We start from the raw sequence: 18,902 nt of genomic DNA, 5'->3' as shown, positions 1-18,902 counted from the left end.
CCCGGATGCCGAAAGGATCGACATGGCGATCACCGATGCTCCGCCTCTCGAGGTCGGAGCGAGCAAGCGGAGCCGCCCCCGACGCGGACAACGGCTCACCGGCCGCCGCATCACTCCGTGGCTCTTCCTGGCGGTGCCGCTCGCCTTCCTCGTCGTTCTGACCTACATCCCGGTCGCGAACATGTTCTGGTACAGCGTCACCGACTGGGACGGGCTGGACCCCGACAAGACCTTCGTCGGGCTCGAGAACTACGTCGAGATCTTCACCCGGCCCGAGATCTTCCGCGTCTTCTTCGTGAGCCTCTTCTACCTCGCGGGCGCCGTCGCGCAGCTCGGACTCGCCCTGTTCTTCGCGACGCTGCTGAGCTTCGACACGCGGTTCCGCAACTTCTTCAAGGGGGTCATCTTCTTCCCCTACCTGATCAACGGCGTCGCGATCGGGCTGATGTTCCTCTACTTCTTCCGCCCCGACGGAACGCTCGACGCGGTCCTCGGCGCCTTCGGTGTCCAGGACACCCCGCAGTGGCTCGGCGACCCCTCTGTCGTGAACGTGTCGCTCGCCGCGACCTCGGTCTGGCGCTACATGGGCCTCAACTTCGTGCTGTTCCTCGGAGCGATCCAGTCGGTCCCGGAGGAGCAGTACGAGGCCGCCGACATCGACGGAGCCACGTCGTTCGACAAGTTCCGCTTCATCATCGTGCCGAGCATCCGCCGCATCCTCGGCCTCTCGTTCATCCTGGCGATCGCGGGAGCGCTGTCGGCCTTCGAGATGCCGTACATCATGACCGGCGGCGCCAACGGCTCCGAGACGTTCGTCATCCAGACCGTCGACACGGCCTTCCGCTACTCGAAGGTCGGCCTCGCCTCGGCGATGGCCGTCGTGCTGCTCGCGATCGTCCTGATCATCACCGCGGTCCAGCGCCGCGTCTTCCCCGACGAGAAAGGCGGCCAGGAATGACCGACACCCAGCCGCGACAGGCCGACGTGACCGGTCTGCCCGTCGAGGACCGGCCGGCGGTCGGAGCACCCGCACCGACCCGCAGCCGTCGGAGGGGATCGGGCCGCCTGCTCGCCGGGTTCGGCAAGTACGGATCGCTCGTGATCGCCTGCCTCTTCGCGCTGCTCCCGATCGTCACGATCTTCATGCTCGCGTTCAAGACGTCGGCGGAGTACCGCAGCACCGGTCCTCTCGTCCCCCCGAGCAACTGGTTCAACTTCGAGAACTTCGCGATCGCCTTCACGCAGGGCGGGATGGTGACGGGCTTCCTGAACACCGGGATCATCCTGGTGGTCTCGATCGCCGGGACCGTGTTCATCGGGACGATGGCCGCCTACGCCATCGACCGCTTCCGGTTCCGGGGGCGGAGACTCGTGACGGGGCTCTTCCTCCTGGCCACTCTCGTCCCGGGGGTCACGACCCAGGTGGCGACGTTCCAGGTGATCAACGTGCTCGACCTCTTCAACACCCGTTGGTCGGCGATCCTGCTCTTCACCGGCACCGACATCGTCGCGATCTACATCTTCCTGCAGTTCATGCAGTCGATCCCGGTCTCGCTCGACGAGGCGGCGATGCTCGACGGCGCGAGCCGGTTCACCGTCTACTGGCGGATCATCCTGCCCCTGCTGAAGCCCGCCATCGCCACCGTCGTGATCATCAAGGGCATCGCGGTCTACAACGAGTTCTACATCCCCTTCCTCTACATGCCCTCGCGCGACCTCGGCGTGATCTCGACCTCCCTCTTCCGCTTCATGGGGCCCTTCGGGGCGCAGTGGGAGGTCATCGCCGCCGGCACGATCCTCGTGATCGTCCCGACGCTGATCGCGTTCCTCTTCCTCCAGCGCTTCATCTACAACGGACTGACCTCAGGAGCAACGAAGTGACCCACATCCTCGACACCAACCCTCGCACCGCGGCGGCCACGAGCCGCACGCTGCACGACGGCTGGAGCGTCCGCGCGACCCGCGGACCGATCCCCGCCGAGCTGGTCTCGGCCGTCGTCCCCGCCGTCGTCCCCGGACTCGTGCACACCGACCTGCTCGCAGCCGGGCTGATCCCCGACCCGTACCTCGATCAGAACGAGAAGAAGGTGACGTGGATCGGGGAGACCGACTGGGAGTACTCCGCCTCCTTCGACTGGTCGCCCGACGGCCACGAGGTGCACGAGCTCGTCTTCGAGGGGCTCGACACGGTCGCCGTCGTCTCGCTCAACGGACGCGAGATCGCCAGCACCCGCAACCAGCACCGCACCTACCGGGTGCGCGTCGACGGGGTGCTGCAGGAGGGGGCGAACGATCTGGTAGTGCGCTTCGCGTCGCCCGTGGCGGAGGCGGACCGCGCGAGCCTCGAGATCGGCTACCGCCCGCACACCTACTCCCACCCCTTCAACGCGCTGCGGAAGGCCGCGTGCAACTTCGGCTGGGACTGGGGTCTCGACGCCGCCTCCGTCGGGATCTGGAAGCCGCTCACCCTGGCCGCGTGGACGACGGCGCGCCTCGCCTCTGTGCGCCCCGTCGTGACCGTCGACGGGAGCACCGGTCGAGTGGCCGTGCACGTCGAGCTCGACCGCGACTCCGACTCCGAGGTCGAGCTCACCGCGACGGTCGCGGGAGTCGTGGCGACCGCGAGCGTCGCGGGAGGCTCGAGCTCGGCGGTGCTCGAGCTCTCGGTCGAGGACGTCGCGCTGTGGTGGCCGCGCGGCTTCGGCGAGCAGCCCCTCTTCGACCTCGAGGTCGAGCTGAGCGCCGACGGAGAGCCGATCGATTCGCGCTCGCACCGCATCGGCTTCCGCACGCTCGAGGTGCAGCTCGACAGTGACGCCGAGGGCACCTCGTTCCGCTTCGTCGTCAACGGCGAGCCCGTCTGGATCCGCGGGGCGAACTGGATCCCCGACGACGCCTTCGTCACTCGCGTCGACCGCGCGCGCCTCGCCCGGCGGATGGACCAGGCGGAGTTCGCGAACATGAACCTGCTGCGCATCTGGGGCGGCGGCTACTTCGAGTCGGACGACTTCTACGAGCTCTGCGACGAGCGCGGGATCCTCGTCTGGCAGGACTTCCTCTTCGCCTGCGCCGCCTACGCCGAGGAGGAGCCGCTGCGCAGCGAGGTCGAGGCCGAGGTGCGCGACAACGTGACCCGCATCATGCCCCACCCGAGCCTCGCGCTCTGGAACGGCAACAACGAGAACATCTGGGGCTTCGAGGAGTGGGGCTGGGAGAAGCGCCTCCAGGGCCGCACCTGGGGGCTCGGCTACTACCTCGATCTCCTCCCGCGCCTGGTCGCGGAGCTCGACCCCGAGCGCTCCTACACGCCGGGCAGCCCCTGGTCGGGCGACCCGCAGGTCTTCGCGAACGACGTCGATCACGGCTCCGTGCACCTGTGGGAGCTGTGGAACCGGGTCGACTACCCGGCCTACCGCGAGGTGCACGCCCGCTTCGTCGCCGAGTTCGGCTGGCAGGGGCCGGCGAGCTGGTCGACCATCCAGCGCTCGATCTCGGACTCTCCGCTGACCCCGGAGTCGCCCGGGATGATCCACCACCAGAAAGCGACCGACGGCAACGACAAGCTCACCGACGGCCTCGTCGCGCACCTCCCGCTCCCCGACGACACCGAGGACTGGCACTGGGCGATGTCGCTCAATCAGGCTCTCGCGGTGACCGTCGCGATCGAGCACCAGCGCTCCGAGAGCCCGCGCTGCATGGGGTCCGTGGTCTGGCAGCTCAACGACTGCTGGCCGGTCACGTCCTGGGCGGCGGTCGACGGCGACGGTGTCGCCAAGCCGCTGCTCTATGCGCTGAAGCACGTCTACGAGGACCGCCTGCTCACGGTCCAGCCGCGGGGTGAGGGACTCGCCGCGGTCGCCGTGAACGACAGCGCCGAGGAGTGGTCGGGTGAGTGCCTCGTGCGCCGTCTGGGCTTCGACGGCCGCGTGCTGGCCGAGGAGCGACAGGAGGTGACCCTGGGCGCGCGCTCGGCGACGACGCTCGCCATCGGCGTCGGCGAGGCCGGCGACTCCGCCTCCGAGCTGCTGGTCGTCGACTTCGCCGGAGCGCGCGCGTTCTGGTTCTTCGCCGAGTACCGGGTCTCGGCTCTCGAGGTGGCCCGCGTCGCGACCTCGGTCCGGCAGCTCGACGGAGTCGCAGAGGTGACGGTCACGGCCGAGAACCTCGTTCGCGATCTCACCCTCCTCGTCGACAAGCTCGATCCGTCCGCGGTGGTCGACGACCAGCTCGTCACCCTGCTGCCGGGGGAGTCGGTCACGTTCCGGGTGCGGTCGGAGTCGCCGCTCGACGCGGAGGCGCTCGTGTCGCCGAGCGTGCTGCGCACCGCGAACCAGCTCGTCGCCGACTGGGCCTGACGCCCGCGTGGGGCGGTGGCGACCTCCGCCGCCCCGCCCCACCCGCCCCTCCCGAGGAGACCTCCATGCCCATCCAGCTCGCCCTCGCCCTCGACGTCGGCGGAACGAAGGTGGAGTCGGCGCTCGTCTCCTCGGACGGTGCGCTCGTGCCCGGCTCCCGGCACCGTCGGCCGACCGGCCGTGCTCTCGCTCCCGACGGATTCCTCGACGCGATCGGCGCCTGCGTCGACCTCTCGCTCGCCGCCGCTCGACGAGCCGAGGTCGTCGGGATCGGGATCGGGTCGGCGGGGCCGATCGACGTCTCCGAGGGGCGGGTCAGCCCCAAGAACCTGCCGCTGCTGCACGGCTTCCCGCTCCGCGACGCGATCGAGCAGCGGTCCGGTGGGTTGCCGGCCGTTCTGCGGCTCGACGGCACCTGCATAGCGCTCGCGGAGCAGTGGGTCGGCGCGAACCGCGCAGCCGCCTCCTCGATGAGCCTCGTCGTCTCGACCGGCGTCGGCGGAGGGATCGTGCTCGAGGGCAGGATCGTCTCGGGTCGCTCCGGCAACGCCGGACACATCGGGCAGATCCACCTCCGCGACGCGGATGCGGCCTCGGGATCGGACGGCACGCTCGAGAGCATCGCCTCGGGCCCGAGCAGCGTCTCGTGGGCGCGGAGCCGCGGATGGTCGGGCCTGACGGGGGAGGACCTCGGCCGGAGTGCGGCGGGCGGCGACGCGACGGCAGTGGCCGCGATCCGCCGCTCGGCCTCCGCCGTCGGGACGGCGATCGCGAGCGTCGCGACGCTCCTCGACATCGATGCGTTCGCCGTGGGAGGCGGGTTCTCCGGGGTGACCGACTGGTACCTGGAGGAGGTGCGCCGGGCGGCCCGCGCGGGAGTCGTCTTCGACTACTCCCGCGAGGTCGGCATCCGTCCCTCCGGGCTCGGCAGCGAGGGACCGCTCATCGGAGCGGCGGCGCTCGTGCACCTGCCTCTCCTGCTCGGCCCCGCCCGGACTCGTGAACCCGTGTCGGTCGACCTGCTGTGAGCCGCCGGTCCGCGACCGACCGCTCCGGCTCGGGGATCGATGCCGAGCGTCCCCTGCGCTCCGCGCTCCGCCCCTCCGGAGGGCGCCTGGTTCTGGCGGCCCTCGCGTTCGCGGTCAAGGACAGCCCGCTCTGGATCCTGCCGCTCGTGACCGCAGCCGTCGTCGACGCCCTCGTGGCAGGCGACCCTCCCGAGGCGCTGCTGATCCCGGCCGCGGTGGCGGCCGCCACCATCGTCGTGAACGTGGCGGCGAACGGCGTCTTCGTGCGGCTCTTCTCCTCCTCCGTCCGCTCCATGGGCGCCCGTCTGCGGGAAGCGCTGGCGGTGCGCCTCCAGCTGCTCTCCTTCGGCTACCACGCCCGCGGCAGCGCATCGGTGGTGCAGACGAAGATCGTGCGGGACGTGGAGAACCTCGAGCTCATGCTGCAGCAGGCGTTCGGTCCGGTGCTCAACGCCGTGGTGATCCTCGTCGGTGCCGGAGTCGCGACAGCCGCCCGGGTGCCGCAGTTCCTCCCGGTCCTGGCGCTCACCCTGCCTCTCGCAGCGGCGCTCATCCTCTGGCTGCGGTCCCGCACCGCCGCGAGCAACGAGACCTTCCGGCTCGACGTCGAGACCATGTCCTCGGCCGTCGGCGAGATGTCCTCGCTCCAGGAGATCACCCGGGCACACGGTCTCGAGCAGGTCTCGACGCGGAGGGTCGTCGACGCCGCGCACCGGGTCGAGCGCGCCGGCGTGCGACTCGACCGCCTCAACGGCCGATTCGGAGCACTGTCGTGGAGCAGCTACCAGGTGATCACGCTCGGCTCTCTCTTCGGAGCCGCGCTGGTCACGATGACCGGTGTGCTCTCCATCTCGGTGGGCGAGGTGGTGCTGCTGAGCTCGTACTTCGCACTGCTGACCGGTGCTGTCACGGGCGCGTTCCAGACCGCCCCGCTGATCACCCGCGGCATCGCCTCGCGACGCTCCATCGCCGACGTCCTGACCGATCCGGACGTCGAGAGGAACGAGGGAGGCGCCGTCGTCGACTCGCTCGACGGTGCGATCGAGTTCGAGGCGGTCTCGTTCTCGTACGGCGAGCAGCGAGTCCTCACGAGTGTGAGCCTGCGCATCGCTCCGGGGGAGACGATCGCGTTCGTCGGCGCCTCCGGATCGGGCAAGTCGACCCTGACGCGCCTCGTCCTGGGCTTCCTCCGGCCGACCACAGGACGGGTGCTGCTCGACCGCCGCGACATCGGGACGCTCGACATGCGCTCCGTCCGGCGATTCGTCTCGGTCGTGCCGCAGGAGTCGGTCCTGTTCCGCGGGAGCATCCGCGACAACATCCTCTACGGCGCCGACGAGTCGGACGACGAGCGGCTGACGGCGGCGCTCCGAGCGGCGAACGCCGACTTCGTCTTCACCCTCCCCGAGGGGTGGGACACGACCGTCGGAGAGCGCGGCGCGCAGCTCTCGGGCGGGCAGCGGCAGAGGCTCGCGATCGCCCGAGCGCTCATCCGGGATCCGCGGCTGCTGATCCTCGACGAGGCCACTGCCGCGCTCGATCCGCAGGCGGAGGCCGAGGTGCGGACGGCGCTGGAACGCCTCCGGAAGGGGCGGACGACGCTGATCGTGGCGCACCGGCTGAGCACCGTGCGGACGGCGGATCGGATCGTCGTCCTCGACGGCGGCCGTGTCATCGAGGTGGGGACGCACGAGCAGCTGCTCGCCGCTCGAGGGCGCTACGCCGAGATGGTCGGGGCCGCGTGAGGCACGCTCCCGGGCAGCGTCAGCTCACCCTGGTTGAGCACTCTCGGGTGGAAGTACGCGCTCTGGATCGCCGCGTTCGTGTTGCTGCCGCGGAGCTGCTCCGACCAGATCATGAAGTACGACCAGCGCGTCCGGCTCTGCAGGAGGGACGCGTCGGGGACCTTGCCCATCTCGGCGATCGCGATCGGCTTCGAGCCGGCGATGGACTGCATCTGCTGCCCGGATCAGGTTCGCCGGGCCCTGGGAGTCGAAGTAGTCGCGCATCTGCTGGTAGATCTTCGCTCCGCCGTTCACTCCGGGGCGTCCGCTCCACCAGTTCCGGTTCTCGTGCATCTCTGTGCTGCCCCGATCCGCCGCTTGTGCTCGAGGGAGCGGCCGCCCATCTCGGTGGACCGCTCGCACCCCGGGCAGCGCCTGACAATCCCCTTTCATCGGCGGCCGCCCGGCGGTGCGCTTGAGCATGCGTGAAATGAAGTTCGTGAAACTCGTCACCCGCCTCGAAGACGCGGCTGCCCTCGATCCGCTGGTCGGCCGCGTGCGGAAGGTGGTCAACGCCGTCATCCGGCCGCAGCCCGTGCGCGACGTGCTGCACGGGGTCCCGGTCGGGCACCCGGTGCATCCGCTGCTCGTTCTCATCCCCGCGGGCGCGTGGGTCTCGGCGGCGGTCCTCGACCTGCTGCCGGGCAACGAGCGGGCGTCGCGTGCGCTCATCGGCGTGGGAGTGGTCAGCGTCCTGCCGACCGCTGCGGCCGGCTACACCGACTGGTCGGAGCTGCACGAGCAGCAGATGCGCGTCGGGCTCGTCCACGCCGGCGCCAACGTGATCGCGACGGCCCTCTATGCGGCGTCCTTCGTGCAGCGAGGGCGGGGGCGTCGCACCAGCGGCAAGGTCCTCAGCATGGCCGGGCTCGCCGTCGTGTCCGGTGCCGGATACCTGGGTGGGCACCTGAGCTATCGGCAGGCGGCGGGCGTGAACCACGCCGAGGACGTTCCGCACCGCTTCCCCACGGGGTGGCAGCTGGTGGGACCGCTGGAGGACCTGCCGGAGAGGAAGCCCGTCAAGAAGGACGTCGCGGGGATGCCGCTGCTCGTCTTCCGCCGAGGCGAGCGCGTCGACGTGCTGTCGAACGTGTGCAGCCATCTGTCGGGTCCGCTCGATGAGGGCGAGATCACGGAGGCGGGCGGTGAAGCATGCGTCGCCTGCCCGTGGCACTCGAGCGTGTTCTCGCTCGAGACGGGCGAGGTGCTGCGGGGGCCGGCCACGTCTCCGCAGCCGCGGTTCGAGACGCGGGTCACCGGCGGGCTCGTGGAGGTGCTGCTGCCGAACGCGGGGTGAAGTCGGGGGTGAACTCCGGCGCCCGCGTCGGTCGCGGCGCTCCGCCTCTGCCTGGATACGAGGGAGGGAGCAATCGAGCCCCTCATCTTGCCAGAAGAGGACTTTCATGCTCCAGGACTCCCGCCACCTGTCGCGCCGCACCGTTGCCACTGGCGCGGCGTGGACCATTCCCGCCGTCGCCGTCGCCGTTGCAGCTCCGATGGCCGCCGCGTCGACGACGCCGCCTGAGCCCGATCTGTACAACTTCGCCGCCCAGGGCGGCGGGGCCCTGCCCGGCCAGAAGATCAACGCGTACGTCCGCATCCGCAACCGCTCCACCAACCTCGCCGTCCAGGGCCAGGTGGGCATCGTCTTCTTCGGCGCGACGACAGGCTTCGAGCTCCGCGACCTCTCGGGGAACGTCGTCACCATGCTCCCGGGCACTCCCACCGACGCCTCCGGACGCTCCTTCCCGAGCAACGGCGGCGTCTACGTGAAGGAGGACACGGTCGAGGGGACCCTCGGCAGCCTCAGCGCCTCGTGGACCAGCCCGGCCCCCGAGTCCCGCCTCTACTCGACGGACTCGCTCGACCTCGAAGCGCTGTAGCCCGACCCCGCCCTCAGAGCCCCCGGTCTCGATGCGGGATCCAGCGACGGCAGACCCGAACCGCCGTCGCTGGGTCCCGCTCAGTCCTGAGCCCGCGCCGCGATCCGGCGCGCCATCACGATGGAATATCGTGTCGCGAGCGTGCGAGGACCCGACCCCGCCGCTCTTTCCGGAGTCCGCCATGTCTGTCACGGCCCTTACTTCCGCGCGCCCGTCCGCCGGCCCCCACGGGCGTCCCCGCCTCCTGCGGCGCCTGGCTCACATCCGAGGCCTCATCCTCGTGCGCGGTGTCCGCGGGAGCGGGCGCACCACCCTCGCTGCGGCCTGGAGTGCCCAGAGGCGCAGACACGGCTCGACGACCGCCTGGATCGACGGACGCCCCCGCTTCGCGCAGGAGCAGGACCTCGTCGCGGCGCTGGCAGAAGCCCTGCGCGTGCGTCCGCGCGGCGAAGGCCTGGATGCCCTCGCCGGCGTCCTGCTCGAGCGCGAGGGACCGATCGATGTCGTGCTCGACGATGCGGACGCCTACATCAGCGAGCCGTTGCTCCGCTCACTCGGCTCCCTGGTGACGCGGGTGCCGAGCATGACCGTCCTGATCATCGGCCGCCGCCCCGAGCCGATCAGCACAGTGGCGCTCGATCTCCCGAGCGGCGAGCTGCACGCGACCGTCGATGAGCTCGGCAGCATCCTCGACTCCTTCCTGCTGGACCTCGGCGCGGAGGAGATCGAGCAGCTCCACGCGTGGTTCGGCGGCTGGCTGGTTCCGACGCTGTCAGCGGCACGGGCGTGGTCGGCGTCGCTCGGCGCGGGACATCCGGACGAGCTCGCGCGGCGGACGGCTCGAGAGGCGGGGAGCGCCACGGCGCTCGAGATCGCCGACTCCGAAGCGGGTGCGCAGCTGCTCGGCTCCCTCTGGCTGTGGCGGCTGGCGGGCGACGAGATGACTCCGCAGGCCGCCGCGGCGGCATGGGACCGTCCGGAGCCGATGCCGATGATCCTCGCCCTCGCTGCGGAGGGAGCCGTCGTCGTCGTCGACGGGACCCGCCCGCGCTGGCGGGTCGCGATCAGCGAGGTGCTCGCGGATGCTCTCTCCGCCCGCTTCGAGACCGAGGAGGCGGACTGCATCCGCGCCGCTCATCGGCGCCTGTCCGATCTCGCGCTGGCGGAGGATCGTGTCGCCGACGCTCTCCGGCACGCGTCGCTCTCGCAGGACTGGGAGCACACCGCGGCGCTGCTCATCGAGCACTGGGCGTCGTTGCTCGCCTCTCACAAGAGCGTCGTCCGGGAGGCGCTGCGTGCACTGCCGGAGGAGTTCGTCGACCGGTATCCGCGGTGGGCGCAGGCGAGGGTGTACGTCGAGCGCATGCCGTTCCCCGGCACGGCACGTCCCGTGCAGTTCACGGCCCCTCGCCGCGAAGCGACGGATCTGATGGACGTCCTCGCGACGACGACCGCTCGACTCTCGACAGACCGCTTCGCCGGCCGCCTGACCGCCGCGCGCGCCGCCGTCGAGGATCTCGCCGAGATCGTCGCGGAGGTGAGCCCGGACCGTCTGGAGCCCCTCCTCCCCGCGTTCCCCGATCTGCGCACGCAGTGGGCGCGGACCTTCTTCTTCAGCGGCGCGCTCGGACGCGCTCGCTCGGAGTACGAGAGGACCTACGACGAGGCGCTCACCCACGACAACCTCCGCATCGCCGTCGGTGCCGCGGGCTCACTCGCCCTCGTGTCGGCGCTCGCAGGCCGGACCGACAAGGCCGAGATCTGGCTGGAGCGGATCCCCGAGTACCCCTCGAGCGACGCTCCCGACACGGTGCACGCCGTCGGGCACCTCGCCCGGGCCCTTGTCGCGCTCAACACCCTCGACGTCCAGGCCGCCGAGGTGATCCTGCGGGACCAGGCGGACATCACAGACGCATCCGAGTATGCGGCGATCCAAGCGTCGATCTTCGCGCTCATCGCCGGCTGGAGGGGGAACCCGATCGCCGCACTGCACACGCTCCGGTCCGAACGGGATGCGGCCGGCTCGCGGTGGAGCTCGGGGCTGAACGCGGTCGTCCTCGCCGATACCGAGTCGACCCTCCTGGTTCTCGCCGGCCGCTACAACGACGCGGCGAGGGCACTCGAGATCGCGGTCGACGACGACGTCCTGCAGGACGTCCTCCTCGTCGGCCGCGCCCGCACGGGGCTCGCCGCCGGCCATCCCGACGCCGCCGAAGCCGACAGCCGTACCGCGCTGGAGCGTCCGGTGCTGTCCGCCCGCTCAGCGATCACGGCCCACCTCGTCCTCGCCGGTGCCCTCCACGCGGCCGGTGACCGCGATGCCGCGGACGCGAGCGCTCGGACCGCCGTCGCTCTGGCTGCCCAGTACCGCCTGCCCTCCGCCTTCGCGGCCCTCGCGCTGCCCGATCTCGAGGAGATCGCGCAGATCGTTCCCGAGGAGGTCCTGGTGCGACTGCGCTCGATGAGCCTCCCGCGCAAGGCGGAGCGGCCGCTGCCCGCGCTCACCCCGCGCGAGCGGGAGATCCTCGGACAGCTGATCGCGGGCCTCACGGTGGACGGCATGGCCGACGCGGCGTTCGTCAGCCGCAACACCGTCAAGGCGCAGATCCGTGTGCTCTACCGCAAGCTCGACGTCCACTCCCGCCGGGAGGCGATCGACCGAGCTCGGGACGCCGGTCTGATCAGCGGTTGAAGTGTCGCGTGGATCCTGGAGTCTCGACGATCAGAGGTGGGGTGCGATCTGCTCCGCGAAGTCCGTCGCCACCCGCGCAGCCACCGCCGCGTACTCCGCATCCCACACGTCCTGGTTGAAGATCTCGACCTCGATGTCGCCGGTGTAGCCGGCGGCGGACACCGCCTCCGTCAGCAGCGTGAAGTCGATGACGCCGTCGCCCACGTAGTGGCGGGAGAGCAGGACGTCGGCGGCGAGCGGGGTCGCCCAGTCGCAGACCTGGTAGCTGGCGATGCGCTTCTCCGCGCCGGCGCGGGCGATCTGGGGGAGTACCTCGGGGTCCCACCAGATGTGGAAGGTGTCGACGACGACTCCGACGGCCGCGGGGGCGAAGGGGGCGGCGAGGTCGAGGGCCTGCTTCAGGGTCGAGACGACGGCGCGGTCGGAGGCGTACATCGGGTGCAGGGGCTCGATCGCGAGCTGCACGCCGGCCGACAGGGCGGCGGGGGCGAGCTCGGCGAGGGCGTCCTGCACGCGGGAGCGGGCGCCGATGAGGTCGCGGGAGCCCGCCGGGAGGCCGCCGGCGACGAGCACGAGGGCGGGGGCACCGAGGGCCGCGGCCTCGTCGATGGCGCGGCGGTTGTCGTCGAGGGCGACGCGGCGCTCCGGGCCCTCGACGAGGGTGAAGAAGCCGCCGCGGCAGAGGGACGAGACGCGCAGGCCGCTGTCGGCGACGAGCCGGACCGCCTCCGCCAGCCCGACCTCGGCGACGGGCTCGCGCCACAGGCCGATCGAGGAGTAGCCGGCGGCGGCGGTGACATCGAGGGCGGTCGCGAGCGGGGCGTACTTGATCGTCGCCTGGTTCAGCGAGAGGCGCGGATGCGCGGGGACCCCAGTCACACCAGCACCGTCCTCAGCGCGTCGACTCCGCTCAGCGCGAGCAGCTGCGTCCACCGCGCGGCCGCCAGCTCGGGCCGCTCCAGAGCGCCCGCCTCAGCGGCCAGCCGCACGATCTCGGACAGGTGCGGCAGCGACCGCGCCGAGTGCAGCCCGCCGACCATCGAGAACGCCTGCTGGTGGCCGTTGAGCCACGAGAGGAACGCGACTCCGGTCTTGTAGTACTGCGTGGGCGCAGCGAAGATCTGGCGGGACAGGGCCTCGGTGGGGCTGAGGATCCGGCGGTACGAGTCGACGTCGCCGGCGTCGAGGGCCTGGATCGCGGCGGAGGCGTTCGGCGCGACGGCGGCGAACGCGCCGAGCAGGGCGTCGGAGTGGCGGGTGACGCCGTCCGCCTCCGCTGCGCCCTCGATGAGGCCGACGTAGTTGAAGTCGTCGCCGGTGTAGAGGCTCGCGCCGAGCGGGAGGCGGGCGCGGACGGCGATCTCGGACTCGGCGTTCAGCAGCGACATCTTGATGCCGCTGACCGACGCGAGATTGGTCTCGATGATCCGGATGACGGTGTCGGACGCCTCCGACACGACCGACGACCCGAAGTAGCCCGCCAGCACGGCGTCGAACGCCTCGCCGAGCCAGTGCAGCACCACGGGGCGCGACGCGCGCGACAGCACGGCCGCATACGCGCGCTCGTAGTCGGCGGCGGAGGTCGCCGCGCGCGCGAGGTGCCGCGAGGCCATCATGACCACTCCCGCGCCGGCATCCTCGGCGAAGGCGAGCTGCTCGAGGTACGCGTCGATGACGCGGTCGAGCGAGACCACGTCGTCGGTCAACTGGTCGGTGTTGATGCCCACGACGACGGAGGCGTTCACCGACGCGGCCTCCGCGGCGCTGCGGCGGATCAGCTCCTGCGTCGCGACCCAGTCCATGCCCATGTTGCGCTGGGCGGTGTCCATCGCGTCCGCGACTCCGAGGCCCCAGGACCAGACGTGATGGCGGAACGCGAGCGTGGCGTCCCAGTCGACCTGCGCGGGGTGGCCCGGCACGTTCTCGCCGTGCACGAGCGGCACGACGTGGGCGGCGGCGTACGCCACCCGGGAGGCGAGCGGCGCGCGCGGGCGGACGAAGGCGGGAGCGCCTCCGATGTCGAACGCAGTCAGCGTGCCGTCGGAGGAGAGCAGGGTGACGTCGGTCACGACACGACCTCGACGGCGGCCAGCGCCTCGGCGTCGGCGGCGGCGTCGAGGGCGGCGACGTCGATGCGGCGGCCGTCGCGCGAGGACTCGAGGCCCAGCTCGGCCAGGCGGACACCGCGGGCGCCGGCGAAGAAGTCGTACTCGTGCGGGGCGTCCTCGACCACGTGGCGGATGAACTGCTCCCACTGGGTCTTGAAGCCGTTCTCGAAGACGTCGTTGACCGGCAGCTCCTGCCAGTCGCCGGAGTAGTCGTGCTTCTCGGGGAGGTCGGGGTTCCAGGTGGGCTTGGGGGTCGCGACGCGCGGCTGCACCTTGGCGCCGAACAGACCGACGACGGCCGAGCCGAGGGTGCCGTCGACCTGGAACTCGACGAGCTCGGGGCGGTCGACGCGCACGGCCCACGAGGAGTTCAGCTGCACGGTGATGCCGCCGGCGACGTCGAAGATCGCGTAGGCGGCGTCGTCGGCGGTCGCGGTGTAGGGCTCGCCCTGCTCGTCGACGCGGGTGTGGATGTGGGTGGTCGCCTTGGCGTAGACGCCCTCGATGGGGCCGAAGAGGTTCTCGAGCACGTAGTTCCAGTGCGGGAACATGTCGACGATGATGCCGCCGCCGTCCTCGCTGCGGTAGTTCCAGCTGGGGCGCTGCGCGTCCTGCCAGTCGCCCTCGAAGACCCAGTAGCCGAACTCGCCGCGGACGCTGAGGATGCGGCCGAAGAAGCCGGAGTCGATCAGGCGCTTGAGCTTCTGCAGGCCCGGCAGGTAGAGCTTGTCGTGGACGACGCCGTTCTTGATGCCGGCGGCCTTCGCCGCCTCGGCGATCTCGAGCGCCTCGGCGTACGACTCCGCGGTGGGCTTCTCGGTGTAGATGTCCTTGCCCGCGGCGATCGCCTTCTTGATGGCGGGGACGCGGGCCTTGGTGACCAGGAAGTCGGCGTAGATCGGCCAGGCGGGGTCGGCCAGGGCGGCGTCGAGGTCGGTGGTCCAGTGCGTCAGGCCGTGCTTCGCGGCGAGCTCGGCGAGCTTGGCCTCGGAGCGGCCGACGAGCAGGGGCTCGACCTGCACGCGGGTGCCGTCGGAGAGCAGGACGCCGCCCTGCTCGCGGATGGCGAGGATCGAGCGGACGAGGTGCTGGCGGTAGCCCATGCGGCCCGAGACGCCGTTCATGATGATGCCGATGGTGCGGGGCGTGGTCGACTCTGACACGAGAGGCCCTTTCGATGGAGGAGCTGGAAAGCGTTTACCGCATCGTATGCGCAGGGAAGGGGGCCGGGCAAGCGATTTCCCGCGGGTGCGCCTCCGCGGCATGCCACTTCAGTACGCGACACGCCGAGGAAGGCGTACCGAAGTGGCATCCCGCGGAGCGGGACGAGGGGTGGCGCCCCGGGTCAGCGTCCGGGCGTGCTCTCGCGCACGACCACGGCGGTCGGCAGCACGACGGAGGTGTCGCCGTCGGCGTCGTCGTCGAGCGCCATCGCGATCGCGCGGCTGCCGATCTCGGTGAGCGGCACGGCCACCGTCGTGATCGCGGGGCTGACATCGCGCAGGGTGGGGATGTCGTCGAAGCCCGCCACTCCGATGTCGGCACCCGGTTCGACGCCGCGCGAGCGCAGGGCCGAGGAGGCGCCGATCGCCATCACGTCGTTGACGGCGAAGATCAGGTCGATGTCGTCGGCGTGCTCGTCGAGCAGCCGGAGCGTCGCCGCGTGTCCGCCGTCGCGGGTGAACGCCGTCTCGACGACGAGCGCGGGGTCGACGCTCACGCCGTGCGCGGCGAGACCGTCGGTGAAGCCCTGCATGCGGTCGGCCGAGGTGAGCAGGCTCGCGGGGCCGTGCACGATCGCGAAGCGGCGGTAGCCGAGGGCGACCAGCTCGACGGCGAGGTCGCGCGCGCCGGCACGGTTGTCGAGCTGCACGGTCGGGAACGGCAGCGAGCGCTGGCTCAGCATCACCACGCGGCCGCCCGAGCGCTCGAACGCCTCGAGCTCGGCGACGAGCGCGTCGCGGGAGGACTCGTCGTCGAAGCGGCTGCCGGCCAGCACCATCACGCGCGGGCGCCCGCCGCGGAGGGTGCGCACCAGCTCGAGCTCGCGGAGCGGGTCGCGGCGCGTGACGCCGATGGTCACGACGAGACCGGCGGCCTCGGCCGCGGCGAGCACACCGGAGGCGATGCTCGAGAAGTAGGGGTCGGCGATGTCGCTGACCAGCAGGGCGACCGTCGAGGTCGTGCCCTTGGCGACGGCCTGGGCCGACAGGTTCGTGGAGTAGCCGAGCTTCGTCGCGGCGGCGACGACGCGGGCGCGGTAGGCGTCGTTGACCTTGCGGGCGCTGCCGTTGAGGGCTCGGGAGGCGGTGGCGAGCGATACTCCTGACTCGCGGGCCACGTCGTGCAGGGTCACGGCCGCGGTGCGATCCTTCGATGCCATCGATCACTCCTCGGCGGGCTGCGTGCCCGCTCCACGGTCGCCATTGTGCCACTCCGCGACCCTGCGGGGGAAAGCGTTCGCCGCCGAGCGCCGCGAGAGAAAACCCCGGTGCGGTCGGTTATTCGACAGCTGTCCGCGAGAAGCGGACGGCGACGGCCGCGAAGACCGTGCAGCCGAGGGCCGGCACGACGAGCGGAGCGAGCTGCCAGGTGACCACTGCGGCGAGCAGGAGCGCCACCAGCACCGCGCCCGAGCCGCGGAGGTCGCGGACGGAGCGGGCGGCCGCCTCCTGCAGCAGGGGCAGCCAGCGGGAGTCGGGCTGCCAGGCGGCGCAGGCCGTGAGCAGCACGACGAGCCCCGCGGCCAGGAGCGCGGCGCAGACGACTCCGACGGCCGCGGCACCCGGCAGGGCGCCTCCGGCCACGAGCGCGAGATCGAGGGCGAGCGCGGCGGAGGCGACGACCAGCCCCAGCCCGACCGGGAGGGACCGGAGCAGGCCGGCACGCGCCTCCGCCAGCGCCGTGCGCATCGACGACGGCTCGTCGAGCACGAAGCGGCGGAGGTGCCGCGCACCGACCGCGAGCGCGAGCGGCAGGGTGACCAGCGGCAGCGCGAGCACCGTGACCAGCACGCCGGTGAAGAGCACCTCGGCGAACAGCGCGAACTTGTTCGCCGCGCCCGGCCACCGCAGCGCCGTGCCGTCGGCGGCGGCCGCCCGGGCGTCCCGGGCGGCACGGCGCTCGCGCGACGCGCTCATCCCTTGAGGCCCTGCGTCGCGACTCCGTCGACCAGGAAGCGCTGGAAGATGATGAAGAAGATCAGCACCGGGAGCAGCGCGAGCACCGAGACGGCGATCGTCGCTCCGTAGTCCGAGGCGGAGGTCTGGTCGTTGTAGACGCGCAGCGCCAGCGGGAGCGGCTGCTTGTCGGGGGTGTTCAGGTAGAGCAGCGGGCCGAGGAAGTCGTTCCAGCTCCAGATGAACGCGAAGATCGACGAGGTGATCAGCGCAGGGCGGATCAGCGGGATCGTGATCGAGCCGAAGATCCGCAGGTGGCCGGCACCGTCGATCCGTGCGGCCTCGTCGAGCTCGCGCGGCAGGTTGCGGATGAACTGCACCATCAGGAAGACGAAGAACGCCTCGGTCGCGAGGAACTTGCCGATCAGCAGCGGCCAGTAGGTGTCCATCATCCCGAGGGTGCGGAAGATCGTGTACTGCGGGATCAGCAGCACGTGCATCGGCAGCAGCAGCGTGCCGATCATCAGCGCGAAGTAGAGCGGACGACCGCGGAAGTCGAGCCGCGCGAAGGCGTAGGCGGCCATCGACGACGAGAGGACGACTCCGATGACCGAGCCCACGGCCAGCACGGTGGAGTTGAGGAAGAACTGCCAGAGCGGGACGCCGCCGACCCCCGCGAACACCTTGACGAAGTTGTCGATCGTCGGGTTCTGCGGCAGCAGCGAGGTCTGGCCGCCGAACTCGCTGTTGGGCTTGAAGGCCGCGGCGCCCATCCAGACCAGCGGGTACAGGACGATCGCGGTCAGCACGATCATCGCGGCGACCCACAGGATCGTCGAGGTCTTCGGCCGCTTGCGCTTCGCGCGGGGGCGGGGAGCCGGCTCGGTCAGCACCTGCGTGTCGGCCGAGGGGAGCGTGGTGTCGAAGGTCGTCATTTGGTGTCTCCCGAGTAGTGCACCCAGCTCTTCTGAGTCTTGAAGAGGACGAAGGCGAGGAGTCCGACGAACAGCAGCAGGACCCAGGCCATCGCCGAGGCGTAGCCCATCTGGTTGTTCGTGAAGGCACGGGTGTAGAGGTACACCGTGTAGAAGTTGGTGGCTCCGGCGGGGCCGCCGGTGCCGTTGCCGATGATGTACGCCGAGGCGAAGACCTGGAACGCGTTGATCATCTCGAGCAGCAGGTTGAAGAAGATGACCGGCGAGAGCATCGGGAGCGTGACGCTGCGGAACTTGCGCCAGGGCCCTGCTCCGTCCATCATCGCGGCCTCGTAGAGCTCGGCCGGGACCTGCTTGAGGCCGGCGAGGAAGATCACCATCGGGGCGCCGAACTGCCACACCGCCAGGATGATCATCATCGGCAGGATGAGGGCGGGCACGCCCACCCAGCCGCCGATCTGGATCCCGAAGATCTGCAGCCCGGAGTCGACGGGGCCGTCGGTCGAGAACATCGCGCGCCAGACGATGGCGATGCTGACGCTCGCGCCGATCAGCGACGGCGCGTAGAAGGCGGAGCGGAAGAACCCGGTGCCCTTCGCGCTGTAGTTGAGGAGCATCGCGACGACCAGCGCTGCGGCGAGCTTGACCGGCGTCCCGACGAACACGTAGGCCAGGGTCAGCTGCACCGACTGGATGAACTTCGGGTCGCCCAGCAGGCGCTCGAAGTTGGCCAGGCCGACCCACTCGGGCGCGGTGAAGAGGTTGTAGTCGGTGAACGCGAAGTAGAGGGACATCAGCATCGGGCCGAGCGTGAGCCCGACGAAGCCGATGAGCCACGGCGAGAGGAATGCGTAGCCGGCCAGGGTGTCCCGCTGGGGGCGGCGCCGCGCTCCGCCGCCGGCCGGACGAGGAGTGCTCGTCCGGCCGGGGGTGGGCGCGACGCGACCGTCTGCGGCGGTGCCGCTCGGGGTCGACGTCGTCGTCATGAGATGCCTTTC

16 protein-coding genes are annotated in these 18,902 nt (G+C 70.9%); 8 read left to right on the top strand and 8 right to left on the bottom strand.

The features are described from left to right. Positions 1-22: 22 nt before the first annotated feature. From ASG06_RS03020 to ASG06_RS03000, 5 genes are all read left to right on the top strand, one after another. On the top strand, positions 23-958 hold the full coding sequence (locus ASG06_RS03020) for a carbohydrate ABC transporter permease (protein ID WP_056038278.1): 936 nt from the start codon (positions 23-25) through the stop codon (positions 956-958). Next, positions 955-1,881: a carbohydrate ABC transporter permease gene (locus ASG06_RS03015; RefSeq protein ID WP_082498893.1), complete on the top strand. Its 927-nt coding sequence runs from the start codon at positions 955-957 to the stop codon at positions 1,879-1,881. The genes ASG06_RS03020 and ASG06_RS03015 overlap by 4 nt, the downstream gene beginning before the upstream one ends. Continuing rightward, on the top strand, positions 1,878-4,355 hold the full coding sequence (locus ASG06_RS03010; RefSeq protein ID WP_231727595.1) for a glycoside hydrolase family 2 protein: 2,478 nt from the start codon (positions 1,878-1,880) through the stop codon (positions 4,353-4,355). The genes ASG06_RS03015 and ASG06_RS03010 overlap by 4 nt, the downstream gene beginning before the upstream one ends. 65 nt (positions 4,356-4,420) lie before the next feature. After that, entirely contained in the window at positions 4,421-5,383 is a 963-nt protein-coding gene (locus ASG06_RS03005; protein ID WP_082498892.1) for an ROK family protein, read from the top strand. After that, positions 5,380-7,128: an ABC transporter ATP-binding protein gene (locus tag ASG06_RS03000; protein WP_056038275.1), complete on the top strand. Its 1,749-nt coding sequence runs from the start codon at positions 5,380-5,382 to the stop codon at positions 7,126-7,128. The genes ASG06_RS03005 and ASG06_RS03000 overlap by 4 nt, the downstream gene beginning before the upstream one ends. On the opposite strand, the gene ASG06_RS20155 is transcribed toward ASG06_RS03000, so the two are convergent. Further along, positions 7,101-7,340 (bottom strand): hypothetical protein, encoded by a 240-nt coding sequence (locus tag ASG06_RS20155; protein ID WP_056038271.1) that lies wholly within the window; start codon positions 7,338-7,340, stop codon positions 7,101-7,103. The two genes, ASG06_RS03000 and ASG06_RS20155, sit on opposite strands and share 28 nt — an antisense overlap. Before the next feature lie 248 nt (positions 7,341-7,588). Between ASG06_RS20155 and ASG06_RS02990 the strand changes: the two genes are divergently transcribed. From ASG06_RS02990 to ASG06_RS02980, 3 genes are all read left to right on the top strand, one after another. Beyond that, positions 7,589-8,464 (top strand): Rieske 2Fe-2S domain-containing protein, encoded by an 876-nt coding sequence (locus ASG06_RS02990; RefSeq protein ID WP_056038269.1) that lies wholly within the window; start codon positions 7,589-7,591, stop codon positions 8,462-8,464. 106 nt (positions 8,465-8,570) lie between these two features. Continuing rightward, positions 8,571-9,050 carry a hypothetical protein gene (locus ASG06_RS02985; protein ID WP_056038266.1) on the top strand — a complete coding sequence of 160 codons (480 nt, stop codon included), beginning with the start codon at positions 8,571-8,573 and terminating at the stop codon, positions 9,048-9,050. Between the two features lie 280 nt (positions 9,051-9,330). After that, positions 9,331-11,742, top strand: coding sequence for a LuxR C-terminal-related transcriptional regulator (locus ASG06_RS02980; RefSeq protein ID WP_056038263.1), 2,412 nt, complete (start codon positions 9,331-9,333; stop codon positions 11,740-11,742). 30 nt (positions 11,743-11,772) lie between these two features. Here ASG06_RS02980 and ASG06_RS02975 read toward each other — a convergent pair whose 3' ends face one another. The 7 genes from ASG06_RS02975 to ASG06_RS02945 all read right to left on the bottom strand — a co-directional run bounded on the left by ASG06_RS02975 (position 11,773) and on the right by ASG06_RS02945 (position 18,890). After that, positions 11,773-12,621, bottom strand: a complete 849-nt coding sequence (locus tag ASG06_RS02975) for a sugar phosphate isomerase/epimerase family protein (RefSeq protein ID WP_056038260.1) — start codon at positions 12,619-12,621, stop codon at positions 11,773-11,775. Then, positions 12,618-13,811 carry a dihydrodipicolinate synthase family protein gene (locus tag ASG06_RS02970; RefSeq protein WP_056038256.1) on the bottom strand — a complete coding sequence of 398 codons (1,194 nt, stop codon included), beginning with the start codon at positions 13,809-13,811 and terminating at the stop codon, positions 12,618-12,620. Before ASG06_RS02970 ends, ASG06_RS02975 begins: the two co-directional genes overlap by 4 nt. After that, positions 13,808-14,974, bottom strand: a complete 1,167-nt coding sequence (locus ASG06_RS02965; RefSeq protein ID WP_056040411.1) for a Gfo/Idh/MocA family protein — start codon at positions 14,972-14,974, stop codon at positions 13,808-13,810. The genes ASG06_RS02970 and ASG06_RS02965 overlap by 4 nt, the downstream gene beginning before the upstream one ends. Before the next feature lie 221 nt (positions 14,975-15,195). Beyond that, a complete protein-coding gene (locus ASG06_RS02960) occupies positions 15,196-16,233 on the bottom strand; it encodes a LacI family DNA-binding transcriptional regulator (protein ID WP_056038253.1) in 1,038 nt (345 codons plus the stop codon). 118 nt (positions 16,234-16,351) lie between these two features. Then, entirely contained in the window at positions 16,352-16,990 is a 639-nt protein-coding gene (locus ASG06_RS02955) for a hypothetical protein (RefSeq protein WP_056038250.1), read from the bottom strand. Continuing rightward, the gene (locus ASG06_RS02950) at positions 16,987-17,904 is read right to left on the bottom strand and encodes a carbohydrate ABC transporter permease (RefSeq protein ID WP_056038247.1); all 918 of its coding nucleotides are present in this window, start codon (positions 17,902-17,904) and stop codon (positions 16,987-16,989) included. The genes ASG06_RS02955 and ASG06_RS02950 overlap by 4 nt, the downstream gene beginning before the upstream one ends. Next, complete coding sequence (locus tag ASG06_RS02945; RefSeq protein WP_056038244.1) at positions 17,901-18,890, bottom strand: carbohydrate ABC transporter permease; 990 nt, start codon at positions 18,888-18,890, stop codon at positions 17,901-17,903. Before ASG06_RS02945 ends, ASG06_RS02950 begins: the two co-directional genes overlap by 4 nt. Positions 18,891-18,902: the final 12 nt, after the last annotated feature.

Origin of the sequence: Rathayibacter sp. Leaf185 (assembly GCF_001423885.1) — a bacterium.
Taxonomy (GTDB): Bacteria; Actinomycetota; Actinomycetes; order Actinomycetales; family Microbacteriaceae; genus Rathayibacter.
This window is presented reverse-complemented; position numbering and strand designations above follow the sequence as displayed.

Coding starts and splice junctions, on each gene's coding strand:
- ASG06_RS03020 (WP_056038278.1), top strand. CDS start 23: ATGGCGATCACCGATGCTCCGCCTCTCGAGGTCGGAGCGAGCAAGCGG.
- ASG06_RS03015 (WP_082498893.1), top strand. CDS start 955: ATGACCGACACCCAGCCGCGACAGGCCGACGTGACCGGTCTGCCCGTC.
- ASG06_RS03005 (WP_082498892.1), top strand. CDS start 4,421: ATGCCCATCCAGCTCGCCCTCGCCCTCGACGTCGGCGGAACGAAGGTG.
- ASG06_RS20155 (WP_056038271.1), bottom strand. CDS start 7,340: ATGCAGTCCATCGCCGGCTCGAAGCCGATCGCGATCGCCGAGATGGGC.
- ASG06_RS02990 (WP_056038269.1), top strand. CDS start 7,589: ATGCGTGAAATGAAGTTCGTGAAACTCGTCACCCGCCTCGAAGACGCG.
- ASG06_RS02985 (WP_056038266.1), top strand. CDS start 8,571: ATGCTCCAGGACTCCCGCCACCTGTCGCGCCGCACCGTTGCCACTGGC.
- ASG06_RS02965 (WP_056040411.1), bottom strand. CDS start 14,974: ATGAACGGCGTCTCGGGCCGCATGGGCTACCGCCAGCACCTCGTCCGC.
- ASG06_RS02960 (WP_056038253.1), bottom strand. CDS start 16,233: ATGGCATCGAAGGATCGCACCGCGGCCGTGACCCTGCACGACGTGGCC.
- ASG06_RS02955 (WP_056038250.1), bottom strand. CDS start 16,990: ATGAGCGCGTCGCGCGAGCGCCGTGCCGCCCGGGACGCCCGGGCGGCC.
- ASG06_RS02950 (WP_056038247.1), bottom strand. CDS start 17,904: ATGACGACCTTCGACACCACGCTCCCCTCGGCCGACACGCAGGTGCTG.
- ASG06_RS02945 (WP_056038244.1), bottom strand. CDS start 18,890: ATGACGACGACGTCGACCCCGAGCGGCACCGCCGCAGACGGTCGCGTC.